Genomic DNA, 26,993 nt, shown 5'->3' with positions numbered 1-26,993 from the left:
CGTTCTTCCGGTTTTTCGCATGACCTCAGCGTGGCTGCTGCCCGAGCACATGGCCGATGTGCTGCCGTCGCAGGCGAGGCGCATCGAGGAGCTGCGCCGAGGCGTGCTGGACACAGCCGCACGTTACGGCTATGAGCTGGTGATGCCGCCGCTGCTGGAATACCTCGATTCGCTGCTCTCGGGCACCGGCCGCGAGCTCAACCTGCGCACCTTCAAGCTGGTCGACCAGTTGAGCGGTCGCTCGCTCGGGTTGCGCGCCGACACCACGCCGCAGGTTGCGCGCATCGACGCTCATCTGCTCAACCGCGACGGCGTCACCCGCCTTTGCTACTGCGGCCCGGTCGCGCACGCCCGGCCATCGGGCCTGCAATCGAGCCGCGAGCCATTGCAGTTCGGCGCCGAGCTCTACGGCCATGCAGGCCTCGAGGCCGATCTTGAAGTGCAGGATCTGGCACTCGACAGCCTGCGCGCCGTCGGCCTGAGCGGCCTGGTGCTGGACATGGCCGATGCGCGCATCGTCCGTGGCCTGCTGCACGGCCTGTCAATCGACGCCGGAAGGCTCGACGAGCTCTACCGCGCCTTGTCGGCCAAGGATGCGCTGGCGCTCGCCGACGTGACGCACGGCTACCCCGACGAGGTGCGGCGCGGCTTGCACTCGCTGCTTGCGCTGTACGGTGATGCCGAGGTGCTCGAAGCCGCGGCAGCGGCGCTCCCCGCGCGGCCGCAGGTGAGCGCGGCGCTCGACGATTTGAAGCGCCTCGCCGCGCACGCCACCGTCGCCCATCCGCAGGTCACCGTCGGCTTCGATCTTTCGGACTTCAGCGGCCAGACGTACTACAGCGGCGCGCGTTTCGCCGTCTACGCCGAAGGCTGCGAGCAGGCGTTGCTGCGCGGCGGGCGTTACGACGAGATCGGCGCCGTCTTCGGCCGCACCCGGCCGGCGGCCGGCTTCAGCGGCGACCTCAAGGCGCTCGCGTCGATGGGCGCCGGCGTCATGCCTCGCAAGGCGGTGCAGGCGCCGTGGAGCGAGGACGCGGCGTTGCGCGAGGTGGTGCGCGAGTTGCGCGGCGCGGGCCACACGGTCGTGTGCCTGCTGCCCGGCCACGAGCACGAGGGCGACGAAGTGGATTGCGACCGCCGCATCGAATGGCTTGGCGGGCGCTGGCAGTTGCGCGAGGTGACGGCCCGAGCCGCACCATGATCGGAACGAGATGACAGCAGCGATGGCGCAACAGCAGCACAAGACCGGACGCAACGTCGTCGTGGTCGGCACCCAGTGGGGCGACGAGGGCAAGGGCAAGGTCGTCGATTGGTTGACCGACCACGCGAGCGCCGTCGTGCGCTTCCAGGGCGGCCACAACGCCGGCCACACCTTGGTGATCAACGGCAAGAAGACCGCGCTGCAGCTGATTCCTTCGGGCGTGATGCGCGAAGGCGTCGCATGCTTCATCGGCAACGGCGTGGTGGTCGACCCGACGCACCTGCTCGGCGAGATCGAACGGCTCGAAGCCGCTGGCGTCGAAGTGCGTTCGCGGCTGTTCATCAGCGAATCGTGCCCGCTGATCCTGCCGTTCCACGTCGAGGTGGACAAGGCGCGCGAAGCGCAGCGAGAGACCAGCGGCGCCGGCAAGATCGGCACCACGGGAAAGGGTATCGGTCCGGCCTACGAGGACAAGGTCGCGCGCCGCGCATTGCGCGTGCAGGACCTGAAGCATCCCGAGCGCTTCGAGCGCAAGCTGCGCGAGCTTCTCGAACTGCACAACTTCATCCTGCAGGGTTACCTGCATGCGGAGGCACTGGCCTTCGAGCCGATCTTCGAGCACGCGATGCGCGTCGCCGAGAAGCTCAAGCCGATGCTTGCCGACGTCGGCCTCCGCGTTCACGAGACGAATCTCGCCGGCGGCAACGTGCTGTTCGAAGGCGCGCAGGGCACGCTGCTCGACATCGACCACGGCACCTATCCCTACGTCACCTCGAGCAACTGCGTCGCGGGCAACGCGGCGGCGGGCTCGGGGGTCGGGCCGGACAAGCTGCACTACATCCTCGGCATCACGAAGGCGTACACCACGCGCGTCGGCTCGGGGCCGTTCCCGACCGAGCTGCCGATGGACGAGCCCGGCTCGGTCGGCCATCACCTGTCCACGGTGGGGCAGGAGCGTGGCACCGTGACCGGTCGGCCGCGCCGCTGCGGCTGGCTCGACGGCGCGGCGATGAAGCGGTCGATCCTGATCAACGGCTTGTCGGGTCTGTGCATCACGAAGCTCGACGTGCTCGACGGGCTCGAGGAAATCCTGCTCGGCGTCGGCTACGAACTCGATGGCCGTCGCATTGATGTGCTGCCGCTCGATGCCGACGAGATCGTGCAGTGCAAGCCGGTGTACGAAAGCTTCGCCGGCTGGAAGCAGAGCACAGTCGGCTGCACGAAGTGGGACGAATTGCCCGCGAACGCACGCCGCTACCTCGAGCGGGTGCAGGCGCTGATCGGCGCGCCGATCGACATGGTCTCGACCGGCCCGGACCGCGCCCACACGATCCTTTTGCGTCATCCTTATCGCAGCTGAAGCCAAGCCATGTTGACCGACGACGGCAAGCATCTCTACGTCGCCTGGGACGAGTACCACCTGCTGATCGAGCGGCTCGCGATGGAGGTGCATCGTTCGGGCTGGGAGTTCGATCTGATCCTTTGCCTCGCGCGCGGCGGCATGCGGCCCGGCGATGTGCTCTCGCGCATCTTCGACAAGCCGCTCGGCATCCTTGCGACCAGCTCCTACCGCGCGGGCGAGGGCACGATCCAGGGCCGGCTCGACATGGCGCAGTACATCACCTTGCCGAAAGGCGAGCTCGCGGGTCGCGTGTTGCTGGTCGACGACCTTGCGGATACCGGCGTCACGCTGAAGGCGGTGGTCGATCGGTTGCGCGGCATGCCGGCGATCGGCGAGCTGCGCTCCGCGGTGATCTGGGTCAAGGGCGTGTCGAGCTACCAGCCCGACTACGCCGTCGAACATCTGCCGACCAGCCCGTGGATCCATCAGCCCTTCGAGGAGTACGACGCGTTGCGGCCCGACGGCTTGGCGCGCAAGCTCTCGGGGGGCGCTTGAAGCGCCGCTTCGCAGCGAAGAGCGCAAGAAAAAAGCCAGCGGATCGCGCTGGCTTCTTCATTCATCGACTGGTGCCCAGGAAGGGACTCGAACCCCCACGGAGTTACCCGCTAGTACCTGAAACTAGTGCGTCTACCAATTCCGCCACCTGGGCCTTCAGGAGCGCAGGAGTCTAGCATCAAGAACAACGAACGTTCCCCTCGCGCGCCGCTCGCCGCGGCACTGATGAGCGAGGTTGAAGGCAGTGTCCAAGGCCATCGCGACGGCCACGGTTTCGTGCAGCGCGACGACGGCGAAGGCGACATCTACCTCAGCCCCCAGGAGATGCATGCGGTGCTGCATCGCGACCGGGTGCGCGTGCGAGTCGTGCGCTACGACCGCAAGGGCCGGCCCGAAGGCCGCGTGCTCGAGATCCTCGGCCGCGCGAAGGCGCCGATCATCGGCCGGCTCCTTCACGAGAGCGGCATCTGGCTCGTCGCGCCCGAGGACAAGCGCTACGGCCAGGACATCATGGTGCCGAAGAACGGCATCGCGAACGCGGCAGCGGGGCAGGTGGTCGCCGTCGAATTGATCGAGCCGCCGTCGATGCACAGCCAGCCGCTCGGCCGCGTGACCGAGGTGCTCGGCGAGATCGACGATCCCGGCATGGAGATCGAGATCGCGGTGCGCAAGTACGAGGTGCCGCACCGCTTCTCGGCCGAGACGCTGGCGCAGACCGCGAAGCTGCCCGACAAGGTCCGCCCGGTCGACAAGAAGCACCGCGTCGATCTGACCGACGTCGCGCTCGTCACCATCGACGGCGAGGACGCGCGCGACTTCGACGATGCGGTGTACTGCGAGCCGATCGCGATCGGCCGCGGCAGAAAGGGCGCGGACGGCTGGCGGCTGCTCGTCGCGATCGCCGACGTGAGCCACTACGTGAAGCCGGGCGAGCCGCTCGACGACGACGCCTACGAACGCGCGACCAGCGTCTACTTCCCGCGCCGCGTGCTGCCGATGCTGCCGGAGAAGCTTTCCAACGGCCTGTGCTCGCTGAACCCGAACGAGGACCGGCTCTGCATGGTCTGCGACATGGTGATCGATGCCGAAGGCGAGGTCCAGGCCTACCAGTTCTACCCGGCCGTGATGCATTCGCAGGCGCGCTTCACGTACACCGAGGTCGCCGCGATCCTGGCGAACACCAAGGGCGCCGAAGCCCGCGCCCGCAAGCAGTTGGTGCCGCAGCTGGTGCATCTGCACGAGGCCTATCGCGCGCTGCTGAAGGCGCGCCAACGCCGCGGCGCGATCGACTTCGAGACGACCGAGACGCAGATCGTCTGCGACGACAACGGCCGCATCGAGAAGATCGTGCCGCGCACGCGCAACGACGCACACAAGCTGATCGAAGAGGCGATGCTCGCGGCGAACGTCTGCTCGGCCGACTTCATCGAAGCCCACAAGCATCCGAGTCTGTACCGCGTGCACGAGGGGCCGACGCCGGAGAAGCTCGCGACCCTGCAGGCCTACCTGAAGGCGCTCGGCCTGGGGCTTTCGATCGGCGACGACCCGAAGCCCGGCGAGTTCCAGGCGATCGCGCGGGCGACCGTCGATCGCCCCGACGCGCAGCAGATCCACACGATGCTGCTGCGCTCGATGCAGCAGGCGATCTACACGCCCATCAACAGCGGCCACTTCGGCCTTGCGTATCCCGCGTACACCCATTTCACCAGCCCGATCCGGCGCTATCCGGATCTGCTGGTGCATCGCGTGATCAAGGCGCTGCTCGAGCAACGCAAGTACGCGTTGCAGGTCGCCGCGCTCGCGAGCTCGGCGGTGCACACGCGCAAGCTGAAGCCGACGCAGGCCGCCAAGGCGCAGGCCAAGGCGGCGCAGGTCGCGAAGGCCAGCGCCACGATGCAGGCCTGGGAGGCTGCCGGCGCGCATTGCAGCGCGAACGAACGGCGCGCCGACGAGGCCTCGCGCGACGTCGAAGCCTGGCTCAAGTGCAAGTTCATGCGCGAGCACCTGGGCGAGATCTACAGCGGCACGGTGAGTGCCGCAACGAGCTTTGGGCTCTTCGTCACGCTCGACGAGCTCTACGTTGAAGGCCTCGTGCACATCTCGGAACTCGGCGGCGAGTACTACCGCTTCGACGAGGTGCGACAGGAGCTGCGCGGCGAGCGAACCGGCTTGCGCTACGCAGCCGGCAGCCGGCTGCGGGTGCAGGTGAGCCGCGTCGATCTCGACGGCCGCAAGATCGACTTTCGCCTCGTGCATGACGCGCCCGGCAGCGCACCGCGCAGCGCGCGTGCAGCGGACAAGGCCCGCACGGCGCTCGATGAGCTCGCTGCGGTCAAGGCCGAGGACCGCGACGAGCGCCAGGCGACCAAGAAGGCCGGCGGTGTTGCGGGCAAGGCGGCAAAGTCAGGCGAGGCGCGCGCAGCGCGCAAGAAGCCGGGCGACGCTTCGACGCGCGCGCCGCGCAAGGCGCGTCGTTGAGGCGGGCGCTCAGGCGCTGACCGCGCGCACGCGCAGCGCGCGCAGCCGCTCGATCAGGCGGCTCGCTTCGAGCGGCCCGGCAATCGCCTGAGAGGCCGCCCAGCCGTCCGCGGCCGTGCCGTGCGTGTGGGTCGCGAGCCGCGCCGCGTCGCCTGCGTCGAGGCCCTGCGACCACAGCCCGCCGAGCCAGCCGGCAAGCACGTCGCCACTGCCTGCGGTCGCGAGCGCGGGGTTGCCGCTGCCGTTGATCCACGCCTGACCGGCCGGGCTCGCGACCACGCTGCCCGAGCCTTTGAGCACGACCCAGCCCGGCGCGCCATCGGCGAGGCGCCGCGCGGCCGCAAGGCGATCGCGTTGCACCGCTGCGGCATCGGTGCCGAGCAGACGCGCGGCCTCCAAGGGATGCGGTGTCAGCACCGTCGCTTGCCCGCGCGCCGCGCGACGGCTCAGCCCGTCGGCGATCGAGCGGTCGGCGGCGATCGCGTTCAAGGCATCCGCGTCCAGCACCAGGCGGCCGGCGTGGGCGATCAGGCTAGGCAGCACCGCGCGGACCTCGGTCCCGCCTCCGCAGCCGCACACCACGGTGGCCAATGCAAGCGGCGAAGGCGTCGCTGTCAGGGTCTCGACGGTTCGCAGCATCAGCTCGGGGTGCTGCACGTCGAAGCCGTCGTCGCCTGCGCCGCCGAGCGGCACGACCATCACGCGACCCGCGCCCGCGGCGAGCGCCGCCCGGGCGGCCAGCCAGGCCGCCCCGCGCATGCCCGGCGCGCCGCCGACGATCCAAACGTCGCCGAAGCGGCCTTTGTGATCGTGCGCCAGGCGGTGCGGCCATAGCGACCGCGTCTCGGTGACGAGCCCGGCGCAGCCGGGCGCCAGTGCGCAGGCGTCGATGCCGAGGTCGTCGAACCACGCCTGCCCGGCGAAGGCGCGCCCGGCGCCGGTGAAGAGGCCGGGCTTGAGGCTCAACAGCGCCAGCGTCCAACGGGCGCGGATCGTCCCGTCGGCGTCGAGCGGCTGGCCCGTGTCGCCGTCAAGGCCCGACGGCAGATCGACGGCGAGCACCGGCGCATCGTGTCGGTTCGCGTGCCGGATCGCCTCGGCGAGCGCACCTTGCGGCGCGTGGTGCAAGCCCACGCCGAGGCAGGCGTCCATGCACAGCTCGGCCGGCGCGCCGGGCAGCGCGTCACCGATCGCGACGCCGGCGTCGCGCGCCTGCTGCAACGCCATCGCGGCATCGGTTGGCCGTGCGCGGTGCGTCGGCGCGAGCCAGACCTCGACGTCGCGGCCGGCGCACTTCAAGTGCCGTGCGGCGAGCAGCCCGTCGCCGCCGTTGTTGCCGGGGCCCGCGAGCACCTGGATGCGCCCCGCATGCGGTGCGACCGCCAGCGCGAGCCGAGCCACGGCCAAGCCGGCGCGTTGCATCAGCGCATGAGGCGGCAGCGCGGCGGAGGCGGCGGCTTCGATGCGGCGGGTTGCGTCGGCGTCGTGCAGCGGCCATGCCGAGCCGCCCGGCGTGGCGCACGGCCCGTCGACGATCACCGGCATCCGCATCGCAGTTCAGCCGCAGGCCGCACCGCCGAGGTAGCGCCGGGCCGAGTACGGGGCGGCGCCGATCGCGCTCTCGCGGCCGGCGATCTGGTCGGCCAGCAGGCGCGCGCTGCCGCAGGCCATCGACCAGCCGCTGGCACCGTGGCCGAGGTTGAGCCAGACGCCTGGGCGCGGACTCGGGCCGATCACCGGCGGGCCGTCGGGCAACATCGGACGCGCGCCCTTCCAGATCTGCGGCTTGGCGGTGTGCGCGGCGCCGGGGAAGCGGTCGTGCAGCAGCTTGAACAGCAGGTCGACCGGCGCGCGGCGCTGGCGCAGCGACGAGCCGCCCAGCTCGGCGCCCCCGGCGATGCGCACCCGCTGGCCCAGTCGCGAGATCGCGACGCCGTGCTGTGCGTCGATCACCGCCGCGCGCGGCCCACGGTCGGGCGCGCGCAACGGCGCCGTCATCGAATAGCCGTGGACCGGCTGCAACGGCAGCTTCATGCCCAGCGACGGCAGCAGCTCCACCGCGTCGACGCCGGCGGCGATCACGATGGCTTCGTAGGCCTCTTCCGAGATCGGCTCGAGGAAGCGTGCTGCAGCGCGGCCGCGGCGCAGCGTCATCGTCGGGGACTGGCCGACGGCCTGCGGGCCGACCGGCGTCTGGGCGTGGCTCGAGGCGAAGCCGGTCGTCAGCGCGAGTTGCTCGAGCTTCAAGGGCGTGCCTTGCTTCGCGTTGGCGGTGCCGAGCGCGCGCACCGCGGTCGCGAAGCGGAACTCGACGCCCAGCTGCTCGGCTGCGTCGCGCAGCACGTGTGCGAATTGCCGGCAGTTCGCCGCCTCGCCCTGCGCCAGCCGGATGCCGCCGGCCAGCGGCATCGTGCGGCTCAAACCCGGCTCGAGCGCGTGGCAGGCGGCCGCGTCGAGTTCGCTGTAGCCGATGCCCAGCTCGCGCAGCAGCTCGAGCTGCCTGCGCGCTGCTTCGAGGCCGGCGGCGTCGTGCAGCAGCACGAGCACGCCGTGCGCGCGCTCGAAAACGAGGCCCAGGCGCTCGACGCGCTCGAGCAGGCAGCGGTGGCTGTAGCTCGACAGCTCGAGCAGCTCGGCGCGCAGCTTTTGCGCCCGAGCCGCATCGCCGGCCTGCGACCAGCGCCACAACCAGCGCCACCGGGCGGCGTCGGGCCAAGCCGGCATGCGCAGGCCGCGGCCATGCCCGAACAGCTCGTGCAGCAACCCGCCGTTCGGCGCCGGCCCGGCCCATGGGGCCACGTAAGCCGGCGCGACGATGCCCGGCGTCGCGAAGCTGGCTTCAGCGGCGAGGCTGCTGTGGCGTTCAAAGACGGTGACATCGTGGCCGTCGACGGCCAGCTCGTAGGCGCTGGTGACGCCGACGATGCCCGCCCCGATGACGGCGATCCTCATGCGACGAAACCGGCGCAAAAGGCGGGCTGGGCCATGACGGAGTGGCTCTTCGAGAGCCTGGCGCGCCGACGCTGCGTGTTAGACTCCGCCCGTTTTCCGATCCGATCGCCGCGGTTCTTCATGCCGCCTTGTTCATTCGCCGATCTCCGGAAAACACACCCAGCAAACCCGGCCGCCAAAAGGTGTCGTGCGGTTGCGTTTCGAACGCGAGAACGTTCGATTTCGCACTCACGATCAAGGCCGGATTTTAGTCCCAACCTTTGGAGCTCTCATGTCCTTCACCATGCGTGACATGCTGGAAGCCGGCGTCCATTTCGGACATCAGACGCGCTTCTGGAATCCCAAGATGGCCCCGTTCATCTTCGGGCACCGCAACAAGATCCACATCATCAATCTCGAGAAGACGCTGCCGCTCTTCACCGAGGCGATGAAGTTCACCCGCCAACTCGCTGCGAAGCGCGGCACGATCCTGATGGTCGGCACCAAGCGCCAGGCGCGCGAGGTCGTCGCTCAGGAAGCCAAGCGAGCGGGCATGCCGTTCGTCGACCAGCGCTGGCTCGGCGGCATGATGACCAACTTCAAGACGGTCAAGGGGTCGCTGAAGAAGCTCAAGGAGATGCAGGCGCAGAAGGAGGCCGGTCTCGAGACGATGAGCAAGAAGGAAGCGCTGCTGTTCGAGCGCGAGCTGACCAAGCTCGAGAAGGACATCGGCGGCATCCAGGACCTGAACGCGCTGCCCGACGCGATGTTCGTCATCGACGTCGGCTACCACAAGATCGCCATCGCTGAAGCGCAGAAGCTGGGCATCCCGGTGATCGGCGTCGTCGATTCGAACCACTCGCCGGACGGGATCGACTATGTGATCCCTGGCAACGACGATTCGGCCAAGGCCGTCGCGCTGTATGCGCGCGCGGTCGCGGACGCGGTGCTCGAAGGCAAGGCCAATGCGGTCAATGAAGTCGTCGCCGGCGCGCGCAGCGAAGACGAATTCGTCGAGGTCAGCGACGCCGCCTGACGCGCGCGCCCGGCGTCGCACAAGGGGCTGTTTCAGCCCCTTTTGTTCGCCGGCACTTCCCGAACGTTTTTTTACCCGCCGCCGCGCCCGATCAGCGCGGGGCTCACCGAACGGAGTTGAGCGATGCCTGCAATCACCGCCAGCATGGTCGCCGAACTGCGCGCCAAGACCGACGCGCCGATGATGGAATGCAAGAAGGCCCTGACCGAAGCCGAGGGCGACATGGGCAAGGCCGAGGAACTGCTCCGCGTGAAGCTCGGCAGCAAGGCCGGCAAGGCCGCGGCCCGTATCACGGCCGAAGGCGCGATCACCGCCGTCGTGCAAGGCGGTGTCGGTGCGATCGTCGAGGTCAATTGCGAGACCGACTTCGTCACCAAGAACGACAGCTTCCTCGCCTTCGCGCGCGCCTGCGCCGACCTGGTGGCGAAGAGCGCGCCGGCCGATGCCGCCGCGCTTTCCGGCCTGCCGTATGTGCAGGACGGCTTCGGCCCGACGGTCGAAGACGTGCGCAAGGGATTGATCGGCAAGATCGGCGAGAACATCGCGGTGCGCCGCTTCAAGCGTTACGAAGGCCCCTCGAAGCTGGCGAGCTACCTGCACGGCACGCGCATCGGCGTGATCGTCGAGTACGACGGCGACGAGGTCGCGGCCAAGGACGTCGCAATGCATGTCGCGGCGATGAAGCCGGTGTCGCTGCAGTCGAGCGAGGTACCTGCTGAGTTGATCGAGAAGGAGCGCGCGGTCGCCGCTGGCAAGGCTGCCGAGGATGCGAAGGCCGCCGAAGCCGCCGGCAAGCCGGTGCAGTCGGCCGAGATCGTCGCCAAGCGGATCGAAGGCTCGGTGCAGAAGTACCTGAAGGAGGTCTCGCTGTTCAATCAGGCCTTCGTCAAGAACGACAAGCAAAGCGTCGAGCAGATGCTGAAGGCCGCGAACACCAAGGTGCTCGGCTTCACCCTCTACGTGGTCGGCGAAGGCATCGAGAAGAAGGTCGACGACTTCGCGGCCGAGGTCGCGGCGCAGGTCGCCGCGGCGAAGGGCGGCTGAAGCCAGGCGGCCGGCGTCGCGTGTCGGCGCGCGGCCATCCGCGGGCGTTCGCGACAAGCTCGCCCGCGAAGCGATCCCTTTAAACTGCCCTACGGTCCTTACTTGGCCGTTCCCCAATCGGAGACCTCCGGCATGCCGGCCTACAAGCGGATCCTGCTGAAGCTTTCGGGCGAAGCCTTGATGGGCGACGATGCCTACGGCATCAACCGCGCGACGATCGTTCGCATGGTGCAGGAGGTGCGCGAGGTCACGGAGATGGGCTGCGAGGTGGCGGTCGTCATCGGCGGCGGCAACATCTTTCGCGGCGTCGCCGGCGGCTCGGTCGGCATGGACCGCGCGACCGCCGACTACATGGGCATGCTTGCCACGGTGATGAACTCGCTGGCGCTCGCCGACACGATGCGCCAGGAAGGCATGACAGCGCGGGTGATGTCGGCCATCAGCATCGAGCAGGTCGTCGAGCCCTACGTGCGGCCGAAGGCGCTGCAGTACCTCGAAGAAGGCAAGGTCGTGATCTTCGCGGCCGGCACGGGCAACCCCTTCTTCACCACCGACACGGCCGCCGCCTTGCGTGGCGCCGAGATGGGCGCGCAGATCGTGCTGAAGGCTACCAAGGTCGATGGCGTCTACACCGCCGATCCGAAGAAGGACCCGAACGCGACCCGTTATGCACGGGTGAGCTTCGACGAAGCCATCAGCAAGAACCTGCAGGTGCTCGATGCGACCGCGTTCGCGCTGTGCCGCGACCAGAAGCTGCCGATCAAGGTGTTCTCGATCTTCAAGCCCGGTGCGCTGCGCCGCGTGGTGCTGGGCGAGGACGAGGGCACGCTGGTGCACGTCTGAGGAAGTTCGAAATCGCCATGACCATCGCCGACATCCGCAAGACGCTCGAGCAGAAGTCCGCCCGATCGATCGAGTCGTTCAAGGCCGAGTTGCAGAAGATCCGCACCGGCCGTGCCCACCCGGGCATCCTCGACCAGGTCCAGGTCGAGTACTACGGCTCGATGGTGCCGATCAGCCAAGTCGCCAACGTCTCGCTGCTCGATGCGCGCACGATCAGCGTCCAGCCCTGGGAGAAGGGCCTGGGCCCGAAGATCGAGAAGGCGATCCGCGAGAGCGATCTCGGCCTCAACCCGGCCGCCCAGGGCGATCTTCTGCGCGTCCCGATGCCTCCCTTGACCGAAGAGCGCCGCAAGGACCTGACCAAGGTCGTGCGTGCGGCCGGCGAGGACGCGCGAGTCGCCGTGCGCAACCTGCGCCGCGACGCCAACGACCAGGCCAAGAAGCTGCTGAAAGACAAGCTGATCGGCGAAGACGACGAAAAGCGTTCGCTCGAGGAAGTGCAGCGGCTCACCGACGGCACGATCGCCGAGATCGACCGCCTGGTGAAGGCCAAAGAGGCCGACATCCTGGCCGTGTGATGCACTCAAGCACCGAGCGCTTCGGCGCGGCGAAGGACAAGGCGCGCGGCGCCGTGCCGCGCCACGTCGCGATCGTCATGGACGGCAATGGCCGCTGGGCGTCCAAGCGCTTCATGCCGCGCTTCGTCGGCCACAAGCAAGGGGTCGATGCGCTGGTGCGCACGGTGCGCGCCTGCGCAGACCGCGGCATCGACTACCTCACCGTGTTCGCCTTCTCGAGCGAGAACTGGAAGCGCCCGCAGGAAGAGGTCTCCGGCCTGATGGGCTTGGTGCTGGTGGCCGTTTCGAAGTACCTCGGCAAGCTCGCCAACGAGGGCGTGCGCATCCGCATCGTCGGCGACCGCGGAGCGGTCTCCGACAAGGTGCGCGAGGCCTGGGACGAGGCCGAGCGCCGCACCGTGCTGAATCGGCGCATCACGCTGTCGGTCGCGTTCAACTACGGCGGGCGCTGGGACATGGTGCAGGCCTGCCGCGCGGCCATCGAAGCCGGCGTGCCGGCCGCCGAACTGACCGAGGAGCGCCTTGCCGAATTCCTCGCGCTGAGCCACGCGCCCGATCCCGACCTCTTCATCCGCACCGGCGGCGAGGTGCGCATCTCCAACTTCCTGCTCTGGCAGGCGGCGTATTCGGAGCTGCACTTCACCGACTGCCTCTGGCCCGACTTCGACGAGGTCGAACTCGACGCGGCCCTGGCCACCTTCGCCGCGCGCGATCGCCGCTTCGGCGCGATCAAGACCGAGGTCGCGCCGGTCGTCACGGCCGCCGCTGCCGTGCAGCCGGCCGCCTGACGTTTCGTCGAGCCGCGATGCTGAAGCAGCGGGTCCTCACCGCGCTGGTCCTCCTGATGCTGCTGCTGCCGACGCTCTGGGTCCGGCCCGCTTGGCCGTTCATCGCGCTGATGGGCGTGGCGGTCGTCGCAGCGGCTTGGGAATGGGCGCGGCTCAACGGGCTCGCGTCCTCGCCGGCGATCGGCTTTGCGGTCCTTGTCGGGGCCGGCATGGCGCTGTTCGCCGGCGCCGGTGCGGTGCAGGGCGCGCCGCTGCTGTGGTGGGGCGCGCTGATCGCGTGGGCGGTTCTCGGTGCGCTGACGCTCGCCGCCGGCGTCGGCCGCTGGCCGCGGCGGCCCCAGGGCTTGCGGCTCGCGCTCGGTGCGGGCATGTTGTGGGTCGCCTGGCTGGCGCTCGCGCACGCGCGTGTGCAAGGGGTGAACTTTCTGCTGTCGCTGCTGTGCATCGTCTGGGCGGCCGATATCGCCGCCTACTTCGGCGGCCGGGCTTTCGGCCGCCGCAAGCTCGCACCGACGATCAGTCCTGGCAAGAGCTGGGAAGGTGTCTACAGCGGCATGCTCGGCGTGCTGCTGCTGGCGCTGCTGTGGATCACGATCGATCCTCGGCTCGGCGAGCCGGCGAGCAGCGTGTTCAGCCGCTTGCACATCGCCCTCGGCTGGGTCGGCCTCGCCCTCGCGCTGGTGTTCTTGACCGCACTGAGCGTGATGGGCGACCTGTTCGAGTCGCTCGTCAAGCGCAGCGCCGGCGCCAAGGATTCGAGCGGCCTGCTGCCGGGCCATGGCGGCGTGCTCGACCGCTTCGATGCGCTGCTTCCGGTGCTGCCGGCCGCGCTCGCGCTGTGTTCGCTCGGGAGCCTGAAGTGACTCGGCAGCGGGTCGCGATCCTCGGCTCGACCGGCTCGATCGGCGCCAACACGCTCGACGTGATCGCGCGCCATCCCGAGCGTTTCGAGGTTCTCGCGCTAAGCGCGCAACGGCGTATCGACGAGTTGGCCGCGCAGTGCCGGCAGTTTGCGCCGCGCTTCGCTGTGGTGCCCGATGCCACTGCGGCACAAGCGCTGCGCGAGCGGCTCGGCGCGACCAAGGTCGACGTGCTCGAAGGCCCAGGCGCGCTGGTCGAGATCGCGGCGCACCCGGACGCCGATGCGGTGATGGCGGCGATCGTCGGCGCCGCAGGCCTCGCACCTTGCCTCGCTGCCGCGCGCGCCGGCAAGCGGCTGTTGCTCGCGAACAAGGAGGCGCTCGTCGTGGGCGGCGCGCTTTTCATGCAAGCGGTGAAGGAGGGCGGCGCTACGCTGCTGCCGATCGACAGCGAGCATTCGGCGATCTTCCAGTGCCTGCCGGAAGACCGCGGTGTCTGGCCGCAGCGCATCGACCACATCGTGCTCACCGCATCCGGAGGCCCGTTTCGTCAGCGCAACCCCGCGACCCTGCGCGACGTGACGCCCGACGAAGCCTGCGCGCATCCGAACTGGGTGATGGGCCGGAAGATCTCGGTCGACTCCGCGACGATGATGAACAAGGCGCTCGAGGTGATCGAGGCGCGCTGGCTGTTTGATCTGGCGCCCGAGCAGATTCGCGTCGTGCTCCATCCGCAGAGCATCGTGCATTCGATGGTCGTGTGCCGCGATGCCTCGGTGCTGGCGCAGCTCGGGACGCCGGACATGCGCGTGCCGATCGCCTACGGCCTGGCGTGGCCGGATCGCATCGCCTCGGGCGCCGGACAACTCGATTTCATGCAGCTCCCCGCACTCACCTTCGAGCTCGCCGACCCGCTGCGCTTTCCCGGCTTGCCGCTCGCGTGGGCGGCGCTCGCCGGCCCGGCCGGCAGTACCGCGGTGCTGAACGCCGCGAACGAAGTGGCGGTCGCGGCGTTCCTCGCGAAACGCATCCGCTTCGACCGGATCCATGCGATCAACGCGCACACGATCGAACGGGTGCAGCCGGCGGCCGCGTCGGCCGCGTCCCTCGAAGGCCTGCTGGCGCTCGATGCCGAAGCGCGCCGCATCGCCGAGCGTCATGTGGAGATGTCGAAATGACCACCGTGCTTGCCTTCATCGTGACGCTGGCGATCCTGATCGTGGTGCACGAGTACGGCCACTACCGCGTCGCCGTCGCCTGCAAGGTCAAGGTGCTGCGCTTTTCGATCGGCTTCGGCCGCGCGATCTGGCGTCGGCAGCGCGGCGAGACGGAATTCGTCGTCGCCGCCTTGCCGCTCGGCGGCTACGTGAAGATGCTCGACGAGCGCGAGGGCGAGGTCAGCGCCGCGGACCAGGGCCGGGCGTTCAACCAGCGGCCGCTGTGGCAGCGCTCCGCCATCGTCGCGGCGGGGCCCGCGGCGAACCTGCTGCTCGCGATCGTGTTGTACGCGGCAAGCTATTGGGTGGGCGTCGAGGAGCCGCTCGCGCGCATCGGCTCGCCGGTGGCCGCAAGCCTCGCGGAGAAGGCCGGCCTCCAGGCCGGTGACGTCGTCGAAACGCTGATCGACGCCGACGGCAACGCGCATGCGGTCCATTCGATGAACGATTTGCGCTGGCGTGTCACCGAGGCCGCGCTGAACGGCGAGGCGATCACGCTGCAGCTGCGCCAGGCCGACGGCGGCCAGCGCGACGCGGCCCTGCCGCTCGATCGCATCGAGGTCCGCGATGTCGACGCCGAACTGATGCGGCAGATCGGCCTCGGCGGTCCGTATCGCGAAGCGGTGCTCGGGCGTGTGGTCGTCGGGGGGCCGGCCGATCGTGCGGGCTTGCGCGAAGGCGACCGCGTGCTGTCGGTCGACGGCGTCAGCATCGAGGATGCCGATCGTCTGCAGAACGTCATTCGCGCCTCGCTGCGCGACCGCGAGCCCCGCGCGATGCAGTGGCGCGTGCAGCGGCAAGGGCAGCCGGTCGAGATCGAAGTCGTGCCGAAGGTCGTCGAGGACAAGGGTCGCGTGTTCGCGCGCATCGAAGCGGTCGTCGGCCAGCCGCCGGCGATGGCGACGGTGCGGTACGGCGGGCTCGAAGGCCTGCTGCGCGGCGCCGAGCGCACCTGGGAGGTCTCGGTGCTGAGCCTGCGCATGCTGGGCAAGATGCTGATCGGCGAAGCCTCGCTGAAAAACCTGAGCGGGCCGCTGACGATCGCCGACTACGCGGGCCAGTCCGCACAGATGGGTCTGGCCTACTACCTCGGCTTCCTCGCGCTGGTCAGCGTCAGCCTCGGCGTGCTGAACCTGCTGCCGTTGCCGATGCTCGACGGCGGACACCTCATGTACCATCTTTTCGAAGCGGTGACAGGGCGGCCAGTCTCTGAAGTGTGGCTGGATCGGCTGCAGCGCGGAGGCCTGGCGGTCATGCTGATGATGATGTCGCTCGCCCTCTACAACGACGTGGCCCGGCTGTTCGGCCTGCACTGAATGCTCTCTTCCCGACCGCTCGCTTCGACGGCCGCGCCGTCCCCGCTTTCCGTCTTGTCTTCCCGTCCGCGCTGGCGGCTGCGCATGCTGTCCGCGGCGCTGGTCGCGGCCTTGAGCGCGACGCCGTCGTGGGCGGTGGAGCCTTTCACCTTGAAGGACATCCGCGTCGAGGGGCTGCAGCGCGCCGATGCCGGCACGATCTTCGGCGCGCTGCCGTTTCGCATCGGCGACACCTACAACGACGAAAAGGGCGCGGCAGCCTTGCGCGCACTGTTCGCCACCGGCCTTTTCAAGGACGTGCGGCTCGAGGTCGAGAACGACGTGATCGTCGTGATCGTCGAGGAGCGGCCGATCATTTCGTCAGTCAGCTTCGTGGGCTTGAAGGAGTTCGACAAGGACGCGCTCAGCAAGTCGTTGAAGGACGTCGGCATCGGCGAAGGCCTGCCCTTCGACCGCTCGCTCGCCGACCGCGCCGAACAGGAGCTCAAGCGCCAGTACCTGACGCGCAGCCTCTACGGCGCCGAGGTGGTGACGACGATCACGCCGGTCGAGCGCAATCGCGTCAACGTCACCTTCACCGTGACCGAAGGCGAGGTCGCCAAGATTTCCGAGATCCGCATCGTCGGCAACCAAGCCTTCAGCGAAGGCACGCTGCTCGGCCAGTTCGAGCTGTCCACCAGCGGCTGGCTGACCTGGTACACGAAGTCCGACCGCTACTCGCGCACCAAGCTCAATGCCGACATCGAGACGCTGCGCAGCTACTACTTGAATCGCGGCTACCTCGAGTTCAACGTCGATTCGACGCAAGTCGCTATCTCGCCCGACAAGCAGAACATCTCGATCACGATCAATGTCACCGAAGGCCAGCCCTACACGGTGACCGGCGTGCGCCTCGAAGGCGACTACCTCGGCAAGGAAGACGACTTCAAGGCGCTGGTCAACATCAAGCCGGGCGAGCCCTATCGCGCGGCGGACGTGGCCGAGACGACGCGCCGCTTCAACGAGCTCTACGGCGCCTTCGGCTACGCCTTCGCCCGCATCGAGCCCCGCACCGACATCGACCGATCGACCGGCCGCGTCGAGGTCGTGCTGGTGTCCGACCCGAGCCGGCGCGTCTACGTGCGCCGGGTCAACGTCGCCGGCAACACGCGCACGCGCGACGAGGTGGTGCGCCGCGAGTTCCGCCAGTTCGAGTCGTCCTGGTACGACGGCCGGCGCATCAAGCTGTCGCGCGACCGGGTCGACCGGCTGGGCTACTTCTCGGACGTAGCGGTCGACACCTCCGAGGTGCCCGGCTCGCCCGACCAGGTGGACATCACCGCCGAGGTCAAGGAGAAGCCGACCGGCAACCTGCAGCTCGGCGCGGGGTTCAGCAGCGCCGACAAGGTATCGCTGACCTTCGGCATCCGCCAGGACAACATCTTCGGTAGCGGCAACTACCTTGGCCTCGACGTCAACACCAGCCGCTTCAACCGCAACCTGGTGCTGAGCACCGTCGACCCCTACTTCACGATCGACGGCATTTCGCGCGCGGTCGATCTCTACTACCGCACCGCGAAGCCGATCAACAGCCAGGGCGAGGAGTACCAGCTGATCACGCCGGGCGCGGCGATCCGTTTCGGCGTGCCTTTCAGCGAGTTCGACACGGTGTTCTTCGGCATCGGCTGGGAGCGCACCAAGATCAAGGCCGGCTCCTCGATCCCGAACAACTACTTCCTCTACCGCGAGCAGTTCGGCGACACGACAGACAGCCTGCCGCTGACGCTCGGCTGGCAGCGTGATGGCCGCGACAGCGCGCTGGTGCCGACCTCGGGCCGCTACCAGCGCATCAACGCGGAATGGAGCGTCGCGCTCGATACGCGTTACTTGCGCACCAACTACCAGTTCCAGCAATGGGTGCCGTTCGGCAAGCGGTTCACGCTCGGGCTCAACGCCGAGTTCGGCTATGGCAAGGGCTATGGCGGCCGGCCGTATCCGATCTTCAAGAACTTCTACGGCGGCGGCCTCGGCTCGGTGCGCGGCTTCGACCAAGGCTCGCTCGGGCCGATCGACGTGACCGGCGCCTACATCGGCGGCAATCGCCGGCTCAACCTGAATTCCGAGTTCTACGTGCCGGTACCGGGCTCGGGCAACGACCGCACGCTGCGGTTGTTCGGCTACGTCGATGCCGGCAACGTCTGGGGCGAAGACGAGAAGCTGGAGCTGAGCAGCCTGCGCGCGTCAGCGGGCATCGGCTTGAGCTGGGTGTCGCCGGTCGGCCCTCTGAAGCTCAGCTATGGCGAGCCTTTGCGCAAGTTCCCCCAAGATAGAATCCAGAAGTTCCAATTCCAGATCGGGACCGCGTTTTGATGAAGACTTTGCAGTGGATGGCGCTGCTCGCGGCGGCGGCTCTTTCGAGCGCGGCGCCGACGAGCGTGCTGGCGCAGGAACTGAAGATCGGCTACGTCAACAGCGAGCGCGTCCTGCGCGAGGCGGCCCCGGCGAAAGCGGCGCAAGCGAAGCTTGAAAGCGAGTTCTCGAAGCGGGAGAAGGACATCGCCGACGTCGCCGCCAAGCTGAAGGCCGCCTCCGACAAGCTGGAGAAGGACGCGCCGACGCTCGCCGAAAGCGAGCGCAACCGCCGCCAGCGCGAACTCGTCGAGCAGGACCGCGAGTTCCAGCGCAAGCGCCGTGAGTTCCAGGAAGACCTGAATCAGCGCAAGAACGAAGAACTCTCGGCCGTCGTCGATCGTGCGAACCGCGTGATCAAGCAGATCTTCGAGACCGAGAAGTACGACGTCATCCTGCAGGAAGCCGTGTTCGCCGGCCCGCGCGTCGACATCACCGAGAAGGTGATCAAGGCGCTGAACTCGGCGAAGTGAGCGCGGCGGCCGCGCATGCGGTGATGGGCGCCGCTCCCGTCACGCTGCGCGAGATCGTCGCCGCTCTCGGCGGCGAATTGGTCGGCTCGGCCGACACCCCGATCGACCGCATCGCTACGCTGGAAGCCGCTGGCGCGAGCGCGATCACCTTCCTTTCGAACCCGCGTTATCGAGTGCAACTGGCCGGCTCGGCGGCCGGCTGCGTCGTCGTTGCGCCGTCGTTGCGCAACGAGGCTGCCTCGCGCGGCGCGGCGATCGTCGCCGACGATCCCTACCTCTACTTCGCGCGGCTCACGCAGTGGTGGGCGCGGCGCACGCGGCCCGCGGCGCCGGTGGGCGTCGATCCGAGCGCGCGGGTCGACCCGAGCGCGCGGGTGCATCCGACGGCCAGCATCGGCCCGCTCGCCGTCGTGGAGGCCGAGGCGGAGATCGCAGCCGATGCCGTCGTCGGCGCGCAGTGCGTCGTCGGTCGCGGTGCGCGCATCGGGGAGGGTACGCGGCTGCATGCACGAGCGGTCGTTGCCTTCGGCTGCACGATCGGTGCGCGCGGCATCGTCCACAGCGGTGCGGTGATCGGCGCCGACGGCTTCGGCTTCGCGCCGACCCAGGCTGGTTACGTGAAGATCGAACAACTCGGCGCAGTGCGCATCGGCGACGACGTCGAGATCGGCGCCAACACCTGCATCGACCGCGGCGCGCTCGACGACACGGTGATCGAAGACGGCGTCAAGCTCGACAACCTGATCCAGATCGCTCACAACGTGCGCATCGGGCGGGGCACCGCGATCGCCGCCTGCGTCGGCATCGCCGGCAGCACGCAGATCGGCGCACGCTGCACCGTTGCGGGCCAGGCCGGCTTCGCGGGCCACCTGACGATCGCCGACGACGTGCACATCGCCGCGAAGGCGACCGTGATGCGCTCGATCGCGAAGCCGGGTGTCTACAGCGGCTACTTTCCGCTCGACGAGAATCGCGCGTTCGAAAAGAACGCCGCGACGCTGCGGCAGCTATACGCGCTGCGCGATCGCGTGCGCGCACTCGAACGCTCGCTCGGCAACGCCGGCGATGCCGCGGAATCGCCCTGAAGGCCGCCACCTGCGAAGAAGATGGACATCCACAAGATCCTCGAAAAGCTCCCGCATCGCTACCCGATCCTGCTGGTCGATCGCGTGCTCGAGCTCGAAGCCGGCAAGCGCATCCGCGCGCTGAAGAACGTTTCGATCAACGAGCCGTACTTCGTCGGCCACTTTCCGCACCGGCCGGTGATGCCGGGCGTACTGATGCTCGAATCGCTGGCCCAGGCCGCGGCCTTGCTCAGCTTTGCCGAGCAGCAGCAGGAGAAGGACTCAGTGATCTATTTCGTCGGCATCGACGGCGCGCGCTTCAAGCGGCCGGTGGAGCCGGGTGACCAGCTGATCCTCGACGTCGATTTCGATCGCTCGAAGGGTGGCATCTACAAGTTCAGGGCGCGTGCGAGCGTCGCCGGCGAGACCGCCGCCGAGGCCGAGCTGATGTGCACGATGCGCAAGGTCGGCTGAGTCTTCGATGAGCCTGATCCACCCGACCGCGCTGGTCGACCCCAAGGCCGAACTCGCCGCCGACGTGAGCGTCGGCCCCTACAGCGTGATCGGCGCCGATGTCCGCATTGGCGCCGGCACCACGATCGGCGCGCACTGCGTGATCGAAGGCCGCACCACGATCGGCGCGAACAACCGCATCGGCCACCACAACGCCCTGGGCGGCGCGCCGCAGGACAAGAAGTACGCCGGCGAGCCGACCGCGCTCGAGATCGGCGACGGCAACACCATCCGCGAGTTCTGCACCTTCAACTGCGGCACCGTGCAGGACGCGGGCACCACCCGGATCGGCAACGACAACTGGGTGATGGCCTATGTGCACATCGCGCACGACGTGCAGCTCGGCAGCCACTGCATCCTCGCGAACCTCGCGACGCTCGCCGGCCATGTGCATGTGGGCGACTGGGTGATCGTCGGTGGCCTGACCGGCGTGCACCAGTTCGTGAAGATCGGTGCGCATGCGATGGCCGGCTTCCAGACCGCGCTGTCGCAGGACGTGCCGCCTTTCATGATGGTCGACGGCAATCCGGCCAAGGTGCACGGCTTCAACGTCGAAGGCCTGCGCCGCCGCGGCTTCGATGCGGCGCGCATCGCGCAGGTCAAGCAGATGCACCGCCTGCTGTACCGCAACGGCCTGACCCTGGAGCAGTCGAAGCTCGAGATCGCCGCGCTGAAGGGCGCGGTCGAGGGCGGCGACGGCGACGTCGAAGCCGTGCTCGCCTTCCTCGGCGCGTCCCGGCGCGGCATCGTCCGCTGAGGCATCGCGCGATGCGCCTCGGCATGGTCGCCGGCGAGGCCTCGGGCGACCTGCTCGCCGCGTTGCTGATGGGCGGCCTGAAGCAGCGCTGGCCGGCGCTTCATGCCGCCGGCATCGGTGGCCCGCGTCTGCAGGCCGAGGGCTTCGACGCGTGGTGGCCGGCCGACCGCCTCGCGGTGCACGGCTTCGCCGACGTGATCCGCGTCTATCGCTCGCTCGTCAAGCTGCGCCGCGAGCTCGGCGACCGGCTGCTCGACGAGCGGCCCGCGGCCTTCGTCGGGATCGACGCGCCCGATTTCAACCTCGGCCTCGAAGCGCGGCTGAAGACGGCCGGCATGAAGACGATCCACTTCGTCTGCCCGTCGATCTGGGCCTGGCGGGGCGGCCGCGTCCACAAGCTCGCGGCCTCGGCCGACCACGTGCTGTGCGTGTTTCCGTTCGAGCCGGCGTTGCTTTCGAAAGCGGGTGTCGCGGCCAGCTACGTCGGCCACCCGCTGGCCGATGCGATCCCGCTCGAGGTGCCACGCGCCGCTGCGCGAGCCGCACTGGGCCTGAGCCCGGGCGACGAGGTCGTCGCGGTGCTGCCCGGCTCGCGCGGCGGCGAGATCCGCAACATCGCGCCGGACTTCCTGCGCGCCGCCGTCCGGTTGCGCGCGGCCCGGCCGGCCCTGCGCTGCCTGTTGCCAATCGCCCCCGGTCTGCGTGAGGCGGTCGAAGCCTGCATCGATGCCGCGGGCGCGCGCGACGCGGTCGAGACGCTCGACGGCCGCTCCCACGAAGTGCTCGCCGCCTGCGACGCCGCGATCGTCGCCAGCGGCACCGCGACGCTCGAAGCCGCGCTGTTCAAGCGGCCGATGGTGATCGGCTACCGCGTCGCCTGGCTCAACTGGCAGATCATGAGCCGCATGCGCTACCAGCCCTGGGTCGGCCTGCCGAACATCCTGCACGAGCGCTTCGTGGTGCCCGAACTCATCCAGGACGCGATGACGCCCGAGGCGCTGGCCGCCGCGACGCTGCGCTGGCTCGACGATGCGCCCGGCCGAGAAAGCCTCGCCGAGCGCTTCGCCGAGCTGCACCTCGCGCTGCGCCGCGACACGGCGCGCGCCGCGACCGACGCGATCGCCGAGGTGATCGATGCCTAGCCGGCGGCGTCCTTCGGGCGAGCAGCTCGGCCTCGACTGGCGCGCGCCCGAGCCGGCGCTGGTCGCGGGGGTCGACGAGGCCGGCCGGGGCCCGCTGGCCGGCCCGGTCGTCGCCGCCGCGGTGATCCTCGATCCGCGCCGCCGCATCCGCGGCCTCGCCGATTCGAAGCAGCTCGGCGCGCGCACACGCGAGAAGCTCTACGAGCAGATCCTCGACCGCGCGCTGTGCTGCTCGATCGCCGAAGCGAGCGTCGAGGAGATCGACCGCCTGAACATCCTGCACGCGACGATGCTCGCGATGCGCCGTGCGGTCGAAGGGCTGCGGCTCGTGCCGAAGCGCGTGCTGGTCGATGGCAACCGGCTGCCCGAGCTGCGTGTCGAGGCCGAGGCGGTGATCGGCGGCGACGCGATCGTGCCGGCGATCTCGGCCGCGTCGATCCTCGCCAAGGTGCATCGCGACCGGCTCTGCGAATCGCTGTGCAGCCAGCATCCGGGCTACGGCTTCGCCGTGCACAAGGGCTATCCGACGCCGGAGCACCTCGACGCACTGCAGCGGCTCGGCGCCTGCATCGTGCACCGGCGCAGCTTCGCGCCGGTGCGCGCGGCGCTGGCGCGCGCGGTGGTGGTCGAGCAAGGCGCGGCGACGCCTTCGATCACGATGGCGACCCCGCTTGTTGCCGACGCGGCTGCGCAGCCGGCCGCTCGATGAGCACGGCGCCGCACCGGCACCTCGGCGCCCGCGACAACCCGTTGCTGGTGCGCCTGCGCAAGCTCGCGCACGATCCCGGCGGCTACCGCAGGCACGGCGGTGTCTGGCTCGAAGGCGAGCACCTGTGCGCCGCCTGCAGCGAGCGCGGGCCGCCGGTGCGGCAGGCGGTGCTCAGCGAAAGCGGCTGGGCGCGCGCGGAACTGCAGGCACTGGCGCGTGTCGCGGAGACGATCGCCGTCGTGCCCGATGCGCAATTCGCGAAGCTCAGCGCGCTCGAATCGCCGGCCTCCATCGGATTCCTGATCGACCCCGGCGCACTCTTCACCGAGGCGATCGAACCCGGCGTGCCGACCGTCGTGCTCGATCGTCTCCAAGATGCCGGCAACGTCGGCAGCATCCTGCGCAGCGCGGCGGCTTTCGGCGTGCGGCAGGTCGTCGCGCTGAAGGGCACGGCCGCCTTGGCCTCACCGAAAGTGCTGCGCGCCGGCATGGGGGCGCATTTTTCGCTGCGGCTGGTCGAAGGCGTGGAGCCCGCGGCGCTCGACGCGATCGGCCTGCCGCTGGTGGCGACCAGCTCGCATGCGCCGCGCAGCCTGCTCGACGGTGCCTTGCCCAAACCGTGCGCCTGGGTCTTCGGCCATGAGGGGCAGGGCGTGGCCGCGGCGATCGCGGCGCGCTGCAGTGAGCTGCGCCGCATCCCGCAGCCGGGCGGCGAGGAGTCGCTGAACGTCGCCGCGGCGGCGGCCGTCTGCCTCTACGAATCGATGCGCGAAGCCTGACGCCGCGCGCGGAGCCAGGCGCGTGCCGGATCGAGCGCGTCGCGCAGGTCGGCCTCGACGGGGCAGGGCGTGCCGGCGACCCAGTGCGCGAGCAGCTCGCCGCACAACATCGACCAGCCGATGCCGCGCGAGCCGAACGCGCCGATCACGTGCAGGCCGCCGGCCGCGTCGCGCACACGCGGCACGAAGCGCAGCGCGTCGAGGCGCGCACCGCCGGCTTCGGCCAGGCCGCAGGCCTCGGCGTCGGCAAGCGCGCCGACCAGCGGCAGCCGGTCGGTCGCCATCGCCCGCCAGGCGACGCGGCCCGGCGTCGCAGCGATCTCGTCGTCGCCCGCGGCCGCCAGCGACGGATCGCCGACCAGCCGCGCGAGCCGCAGGCGGTTCTCGCGGTGATCGGCGTCGCACGGCGAGGCGTTGTCGTCGTCCGGCCGGCTGCTCGCACCGAACCACGAGCGGCCGTCGAGCGGCGGCGCGAGGTAGCCGTCGCCGCTGAGCGGCACCGGCGAGGCGACGCGGCGCGCGTCGATCGCGCTCAGCTGGCCGCGCACCGCGGCGATCGGCCCGAGCATCGAAGCCGTCGCGGCATCGAGCAGCGCCGGCAGTCGCTCGGCCGTCGCGAGCACGAGCACTGGCGCGTGTTCGATGCGCGCCTGCGCGTCGATCACGTGCCAAAGGCCGTCGATCCGCTCGATGCGCCGCGCGTCGAAGCCGCCGACGAAGCGGGCGCCGCTCTCCTCGAGCAGCGCTTTCACCAGCTCGCCCGGCACGACCCAGCCGCCGTGCTCGAACCACCACGCCGCCTGCTCGAGCGCCAAGCCGCCGCAGCGTGCGCGCGCCGCTTCGCGCTCGAGCCAGCCGGCGTGGCCGGCCGCGAAGGCGAGCGCGCGAGCGTCCGGTGCGTCGCGGCGATCGAGCCGCAGCAAGCCGTTGACGCCGCCACGCAAGCGGCCCGCGGCGATCCAGGGCCCGAGCAGCGTGGCCGCGCGCAAGGCCGCAGCGCGATGTGCGCGGGCATGCGGCCCGTCGTCGGCGTGCACCACGCCATGGAAGAGCCCGACCGGGTTGCCCGAGGCACCCTGCGCGGCGGCCGGCGCGCGATCGACCACCGTCACGCGCCAGCCCTCGCGGGCCAGCGCCCACGCGGCCGCGCCGCCGGCGAGCCCGGCACCGACGACAACGGCCGCGCGCTCGCCGTCGTGCCGGTGCAGGCCACCGGCCGGCACCGGCGCACGGTGCCGCGGCGCGAAGCGCGCGACCGTCATGTCGCGCTTGCCGGCGAAGCCTGGAGCGCGCGTGACGACGAAGCCGGCCGAGCCAAGGCCGTCGCGCACCTCGCGCGCGGCCGACCAGGTCGCCGCGGTGGCGCCCGGCGCCGCGAGCCGCCCGAGCGACTTGAACACGCTCGCGCTCCACATCTGCGGATTCAGCGGCGGCGCGAAGCCGTCGAGGAAGAAGGCGTCGGCCTCGGCGACCAACTCGGCCAGCAGCGCCGCCGCGTCGCCGAAGCCGAGCAGCAGGCGCACGCGGCCGGCGTCGAAGTCGAGGCGGTGCAGGTTCGGCGTCGGCGGGGGCCATTGCGCGAGCAGCTCGGCCGCGAGCTCGCGCACCGCGTCGTCGCGCGCCGCCATCGCCAGGTCGTCGCGCCGCGGCGGGTGCTTCTCCATCGCGACGAACCACAGCCGCTCGCAGCGCTCGGCATCGTCGCGCCAGGCTCGCCACGTCGCGAGGAAGTTGTTGCCCAGCCCGAAGCCGGTCTCGACGATCACGAAGCGCTCGCGCCGCGCCCAGCGCTGCGGCAGGCCGTTGCCGCCGAGGAAGACGTGGCGGGCCTGCGCGAGCGCGCCGCCGGCGGCGTGGTAGACGTCGCCGAAGGCGCGTGCGCGCGGCAGGCCGTCGTGGCCGAAGTCGATCGACGCCGGCGTGATCGGCGCCGTCTTCATCGCGCGGCCCGCGCGGCAAGCCAGTCGAGCAGCGCAGCGCGCGCATCGACCAGCCCGCGGTAGGCGAGCACCGGATCGCTCATCGAGGCGAGCGCGGCATGCAGCCGTGCGGCGCGTGCCGGCGTCGTGATCGCGCGCGCAAGAGGCACGACCTCGACGTGGATGGTGAACATCGCCTGCTTCAGAGCGGGCAGCGGGACGAAGCTCTGGTGCTCGGTGCGCCAATGCGCCTGGGCGACGACGCCGGCCGCATCGCGCGGCCACGGCATGCGCGGGTGTCGCTGCGGATGTTGGTCGAAGCCAGCGTGCGGCGTGAGATTCCAGACGAAGCGCTCCCAGCGCTGCGGCTCGCAGACCAGCCGGCACAGGTGCTCGGCGGCGGCGATCAAGGTCGCGTTGTCGGGCACCGGGTGATGCACCGCCGCGAAAGGGCGGCCGACCTTCTCGGCGGGCGACCAGTGCGACGGCAGGCACACCGCCATCCAGGACATCGTCGCGCCGCGGCCTTCGACGAGCGCAAGATCCTCGTGCAGCGTCAGCGCAAGCAGGCCCGCAAGGCGCCGTGCCGGCGGCAGGGCCGCCAGGCAGCGGCCTGCGGCGGCATGCGGTTTCACGCCCGCTTCGAGCGCACCCGCCGCATCGACGCCCCAGCCGATCGATGCGGCCCGGACGCGCTCGCCGTCGAGCTGCAACCCCGGCGCGCCCGCGTCGGCGGCCTGCGCGACGAAGTCGCGCAGCGCCGGCCAGGCCGCGCTGCCTTCCAGGCCCACCAGCGCCGCGTCGGCGTGCTCGGCGAGCACGCCCAGCTTCTCGGCGAAGACGGCGCCTCGCGGGTCGAGTTCGTGCAGGACGCGCCGCAGCGGCGCGAGCCGGCGCAGCCCTGGCCGCATGCGAAACGGCGCGACGACCGCGGCTTCGAAGTCGAAGCCATCGTTCTCGGCAGGCGCGGGCTCGTGCATCGCCGTGCAGTGTGGCGCGGCGCCGGTCGCGGGGACATTCGCTTCGACCGACGCCGGCCGCGCACGAAAGAAAGGGCAGC

24 protein-coding genes and 1 tRNA gene are annotated in these 26,993 nt (G+C 70.0%); 20 read left to right on the top strand and 5 right to left on the bottom strand.

Features of this window, described 5'->3' with window-relative positions:
• Positions 1 to 19: 19 nt before the first annotated feature.
• Genes VFR90_RS13960 through VFR90_RS13950 form a run of 3 tightly spaced genes read left to right on the top strand, consistent with a single transcriptional unit; the run spans position 20 to position 3,098 of the window.
• Positions 20 to 1,201 carry an ATP phosphoribosyltransferase regulatory subunit gene (locus VFR90_RS13960; RefSeq protein WP_326406750.1) on the top strand — a complete coding sequence of 394 codons (1,182 nt, stop codon included), beginning with the start codon at positions 20 to 22 and terminating at the stop codon, positions 1,199 to 1,201.
• Between the two features lie 10 nt (positions 1,202 to 1,211).
• Positions 1,212 to 2,561: an adenylosuccinate synthase gene (locus VFR90_RS13955; RefSeq protein WP_326406749.1), complete on the top strand. Its 1,350-nt coding sequence runs from the start codon at positions 1,212 to 1,214 to the stop codon at positions 2,559 to 2,561.
• Positions 2,562 to 2,570: 9 nt separating this feature from the next.
• The gene (locus VFR90_RS13950; RefSeq protein WP_326406748.1) at positions 2,571 to 3,098 is read left to right on the top strand and encodes a phosphoribosyltransferase; all 528 of its coding nucleotides are present in this window, start codon (positions 2,571 to 2,573) and stop codon (positions 3,096 to 3,098) included.
• A gap of 69 nt (positions 3,099 to 3,167) precedes the next feature.
• Here VFR90_RS13950 and VFR90_RS13945 read toward each other — a convergent pair.
• Positions 3,168 to 3,252: transfer RNA gene (locus tag VFR90_RS13945), tRNA-Leu, on the bottom strand.
• A 71-nt stretch (positions 3,253 to 3,323) separates the two neighbouring features.
• On the opposite strand from VFR90_RS13945, the gene rnr reads away from it, so the two are divergent.
• Positions 3,324 to 5,576: a ribonuclease R gene (rnr, locus tag VFR90_RS13940; RefSeq protein WP_326406747.1), complete on the top strand. Its 2,253-nt coding sequence runs from the start codon at positions 3,324 to 3,326 to the stop codon at positions 5,574 to 5,576.
• Between the two features lie 9 nt (positions 5,577 to 5,585).
• Here the strand turns inward: rnr and VFR90_RS13935 are convergent, their stop codons facing one another.
• Positions 5,586 to 7,127, bottom strand: a complete 1,542-nt coding sequence (locus VFR90_RS13935) for an NAD(P)H-hydrate dehydratase (protein ID WP_326406746.1) — start codon at positions 7,125 to 7,127, stop codon at positions 5,586 to 5,588.
• A gap of 6 nt (positions 7,128 to 7,133) precedes the next feature.
• Positions 7,134 to 8,528, bottom strand: a complete 1,395-nt coding sequence (locus VFR90_RS13930; RefSeq protein ID WP_326406745.1) for an FAD-dependent oxidoreductase — start codon at positions 8,526 to 8,528, stop codon at positions 7,134 to 7,136.
• Between the two features lie 271 nt (positions 8,529 to 8,799).
• Between VFR90_RS13930 and rpsB the strand changes: the two genes are divergently transcribed.
• From rpsB to VFR90_RS13850, 16 genes are all read left to right on the top strand, one after another.
• Positions 8,800 to 9,543 (top strand): 30S ribosomal protein S2, encoded by a 744-nt coding sequence (rpsB, locus tag VFR90_RS13925; protein WP_326406861.1) that lies wholly within the window; start codon positions 8,800 to 8,802, stop codon positions 9,541 to 9,543.
• A gap of 123 nt (positions 9,544 to 9,666) precedes the next feature.
• Positions 9,667 to 10,587 carry a translation elongation factor Ts gene (gene tsf / locus VFR90_RS13920; RefSeq protein WP_326406744.1) on the top strand — a complete coding sequence of 307 codons (921 nt, stop codon included), beginning with the start codon at positions 9,667 to 9,669 and terminating at the stop codon, positions 10,585 to 10,587.
• 132 nt (positions 10,588 to 10,719) lie between these two features.
• The gene (gene pyrH / locus VFR90_RS13915) at positions 10,720 to 11,430 is read left to right on the top strand and encodes a UMP kinase (protein ID WP_326406743.1); all 711 of its coding nucleotides are present in this window, start codon (positions 10,720 to 10,722) and stop codon (positions 11,428 to 11,430) included.
• A gap of 17 nt (positions 11,431 to 11,447) precedes the next feature.
• On the top strand, positions 11,448 to 12,008 hold the full coding sequence (frr, locus tag VFR90_RS13910) for a ribosome recycling factor (protein WP_326406742.1): 561 nt from the start codon (positions 11,448 to 11,450) through the stop codon (positions 12,006 to 12,008).
• Complete coding sequence (gene uppS / locus VFR90_RS13905; protein WP_326406741.1) at positions 12,008 to 12,796, top strand: polyprenyl diphosphate synthase; 789 nt, start codon at positions 12,008 to 12,010, stop codon at positions 12,794 to 12,796. Before frr ends, uppS begins: the two co-directional genes overlap by 1 nt.
• Before the next feature lie 17 nt (positions 12,797 to 12,813).
• Positions 12,814 to 13,659: a phosphatidate cytidylyltransferase gene (locus VFR90_RS13900; RefSeq protein WP_326406740.1), complete on the top strand. Its 846-nt coding sequence runs from the start codon at positions 12,814 to 12,816 to the stop codon at positions 13,657 to 13,659.
• A complete protein-coding gene (locus VFR90_RS13895) occupies positions 13,656 to 14,834 on the top strand; it encodes a 1-deoxy-D-xylulose-5-phosphate reductoisomerase (RefSeq protein ID WP_326406739.1) in 1,179 nt (392 codons plus the stop codon). The genes VFR90_RS13900 and VFR90_RS13895 overlap by 4 nt, the downstream gene beginning before the upstream one ends.
• The gene (gene rseP, locus VFR90_RS13890; RefSeq protein ID WP_326406738.1) at positions 14,831 to 16,189 is read left to right on the top strand and encodes an RIP metalloprotease RseP; all 1,359 of its coding nucleotides are present in this window, start codon (positions 14,831 to 14,833) and stop codon (positions 16,187 to 16,189) included. The genes VFR90_RS13895 and rseP overlap by 4 nt, the downstream gene beginning before the upstream one ends.
• An 84-nt stretch (positions 16,190 to 16,273) precedes the next feature.
• On the top strand, positions 16,274 to 18,538 hold the full coding sequence (gene bamA / locus VFR90_RS13885) for an outer membrane protein assembly factor BamA (RefSeq protein WP_326406860.1): 2,265 nt from the start codon (positions 16,274 to 16,276) through the stop codon (positions 18,536 to 18,538).
• On the top strand, positions 18,538 to 19,050 hold the full coding sequence (locus VFR90_RS13880; RefSeq protein ID WP_326406737.1) for an OmpH/Skp family outer membrane protein: 513 nt from the start codon (positions 18,538 to 18,540) through the stop codon (positions 19,048 to 19,050). The genes bamA and VFR90_RS13880 overlap by 1 nt, the downstream gene beginning before the upstream one ends.
• A 23-nt stretch (positions 19,051 to 19,073) precedes the next feature.
• On the top strand, positions 19,074 to 20,135 hold the full coding sequence (gene lpxD / locus VFR90_RS13875; protein WP_326406736.1) for a UDP-3-O-(3-hydroxymyristoyl)glucosamine N-acyltransferase: 1,062 nt from the start codon (positions 19,074 to 19,076) through the stop codon (positions 20,133 to 20,135).
• A gap of 21 nt (positions 20,136 to 20,156) precedes the next feature.
• Positions 20,157 to 20,588 (top strand): 3-hydroxyacyl-ACP dehydratase FabZ, encoded by a 432-nt coding sequence (gene fabZ, locus VFR90_RS13870; protein ID WP_326406735.1) that lies wholly within the window; start codon positions 20,157 to 20,159, stop codon positions 20,586 to 20,588.
• 7 nt (positions 20,589 to 20,595) lie between these two features.
• Complete coding sequence (gene lpxA / locus VFR90_RS13865; protein WP_326406734.1) at positions 20,596 to 21,384, top strand: acyl-ACP--UDP-N-acetylglucosamine O-acyltransferase; 789 nt, start codon at positions 20,596 to 20,598, stop codon at positions 21,382 to 21,384.
• 11 nt (positions 21,385 to 21,395) lie between these two features.
• Positions 21,396 to 22,526 (top strand): lipid-A-disaccharide synthase, encoded by a 1,131-nt coding sequence (gene lpxB, locus VFR90_RS13860; protein ID WP_326406733.1) that lies wholly within the window; start codon positions 21,396 to 21,398, stop codon positions 22,524 to 22,526.
• On the top strand, positions 22,519 to 23,235 hold the full coding sequence (gene rnhB, locus VFR90_RS13855) for a ribonuclease HII (protein WP_326406732.1): 717 nt from the start codon (positions 22,519 to 22,521) through the stop codon (positions 23,233 to 23,235). Before lpxB ends, rnhB begins: the two co-directional genes overlap by 8 nt.
• Positions 23,232 to 24,014, top strand: a complete 783-nt coding sequence (locus tag VFR90_RS13850) for a TrmH family RNA methyltransferase (protein WP_326406731.1) — start codon at positions 23,232 to 23,234, stop codon at positions 24,012 to 24,014. Before rnhB ends, VFR90_RS13850 begins: the two co-directional genes overlap by 4 nt.
• On the opposite strand, the gene mnmC is transcribed toward VFR90_RS13850, so the two are convergent.
• Both mnmC and VFR90_RS13840 read right to left on the bottom strand, forming a co-directional pair.
• On the bottom strand, positions 23,990 to 25,954 hold the full coding sequence (mnmC, locus tag VFR90_RS13845; protein ID WP_326406730.1) for a bifunctional tRNA (5-methylaminomethyl-2-thiouridine)(34)-methyltransferase MnmC2/FAD-dependent 5-carboxymethylaminomethyl-2-thiouridine(34) oxidoreductase MnmC1: 1,965 nt from the start codon (positions 25,952 to 25,954) through the stop codon (positions 23,990 to 23,992). The genes VFR90_RS13850 and mnmC overlap by 25 nt on opposite strands.
• Complete coding sequence (locus VFR90_RS13840; protein WP_326406729.1) at positions 25,951 to 26,913, bottom strand: heme-dependent oxidative N-demethylase subunit alpha family protein; 963 nt, start codon at positions 26,911 to 26,913, stop codon at positions 25,951 to 25,953. Before VFR90_RS13840 ends, mnmC begins: the two co-directional genes overlap by 4 nt.
• Positions 26,914 to 26,993: the final 80 nt, after the last annotated feature.

It is taken from the genome of Methylibium sp. (genome assembly GCF_035762065.1).
GTDB lineage: Bacteria > Pseudomonadota > Gammaproteobacteria > Burkholderiales > Burkholderiaceae_C > Methylibium.
This window is presented reverse-complemented; position numbering and strand designations above follow the sequence as displayed.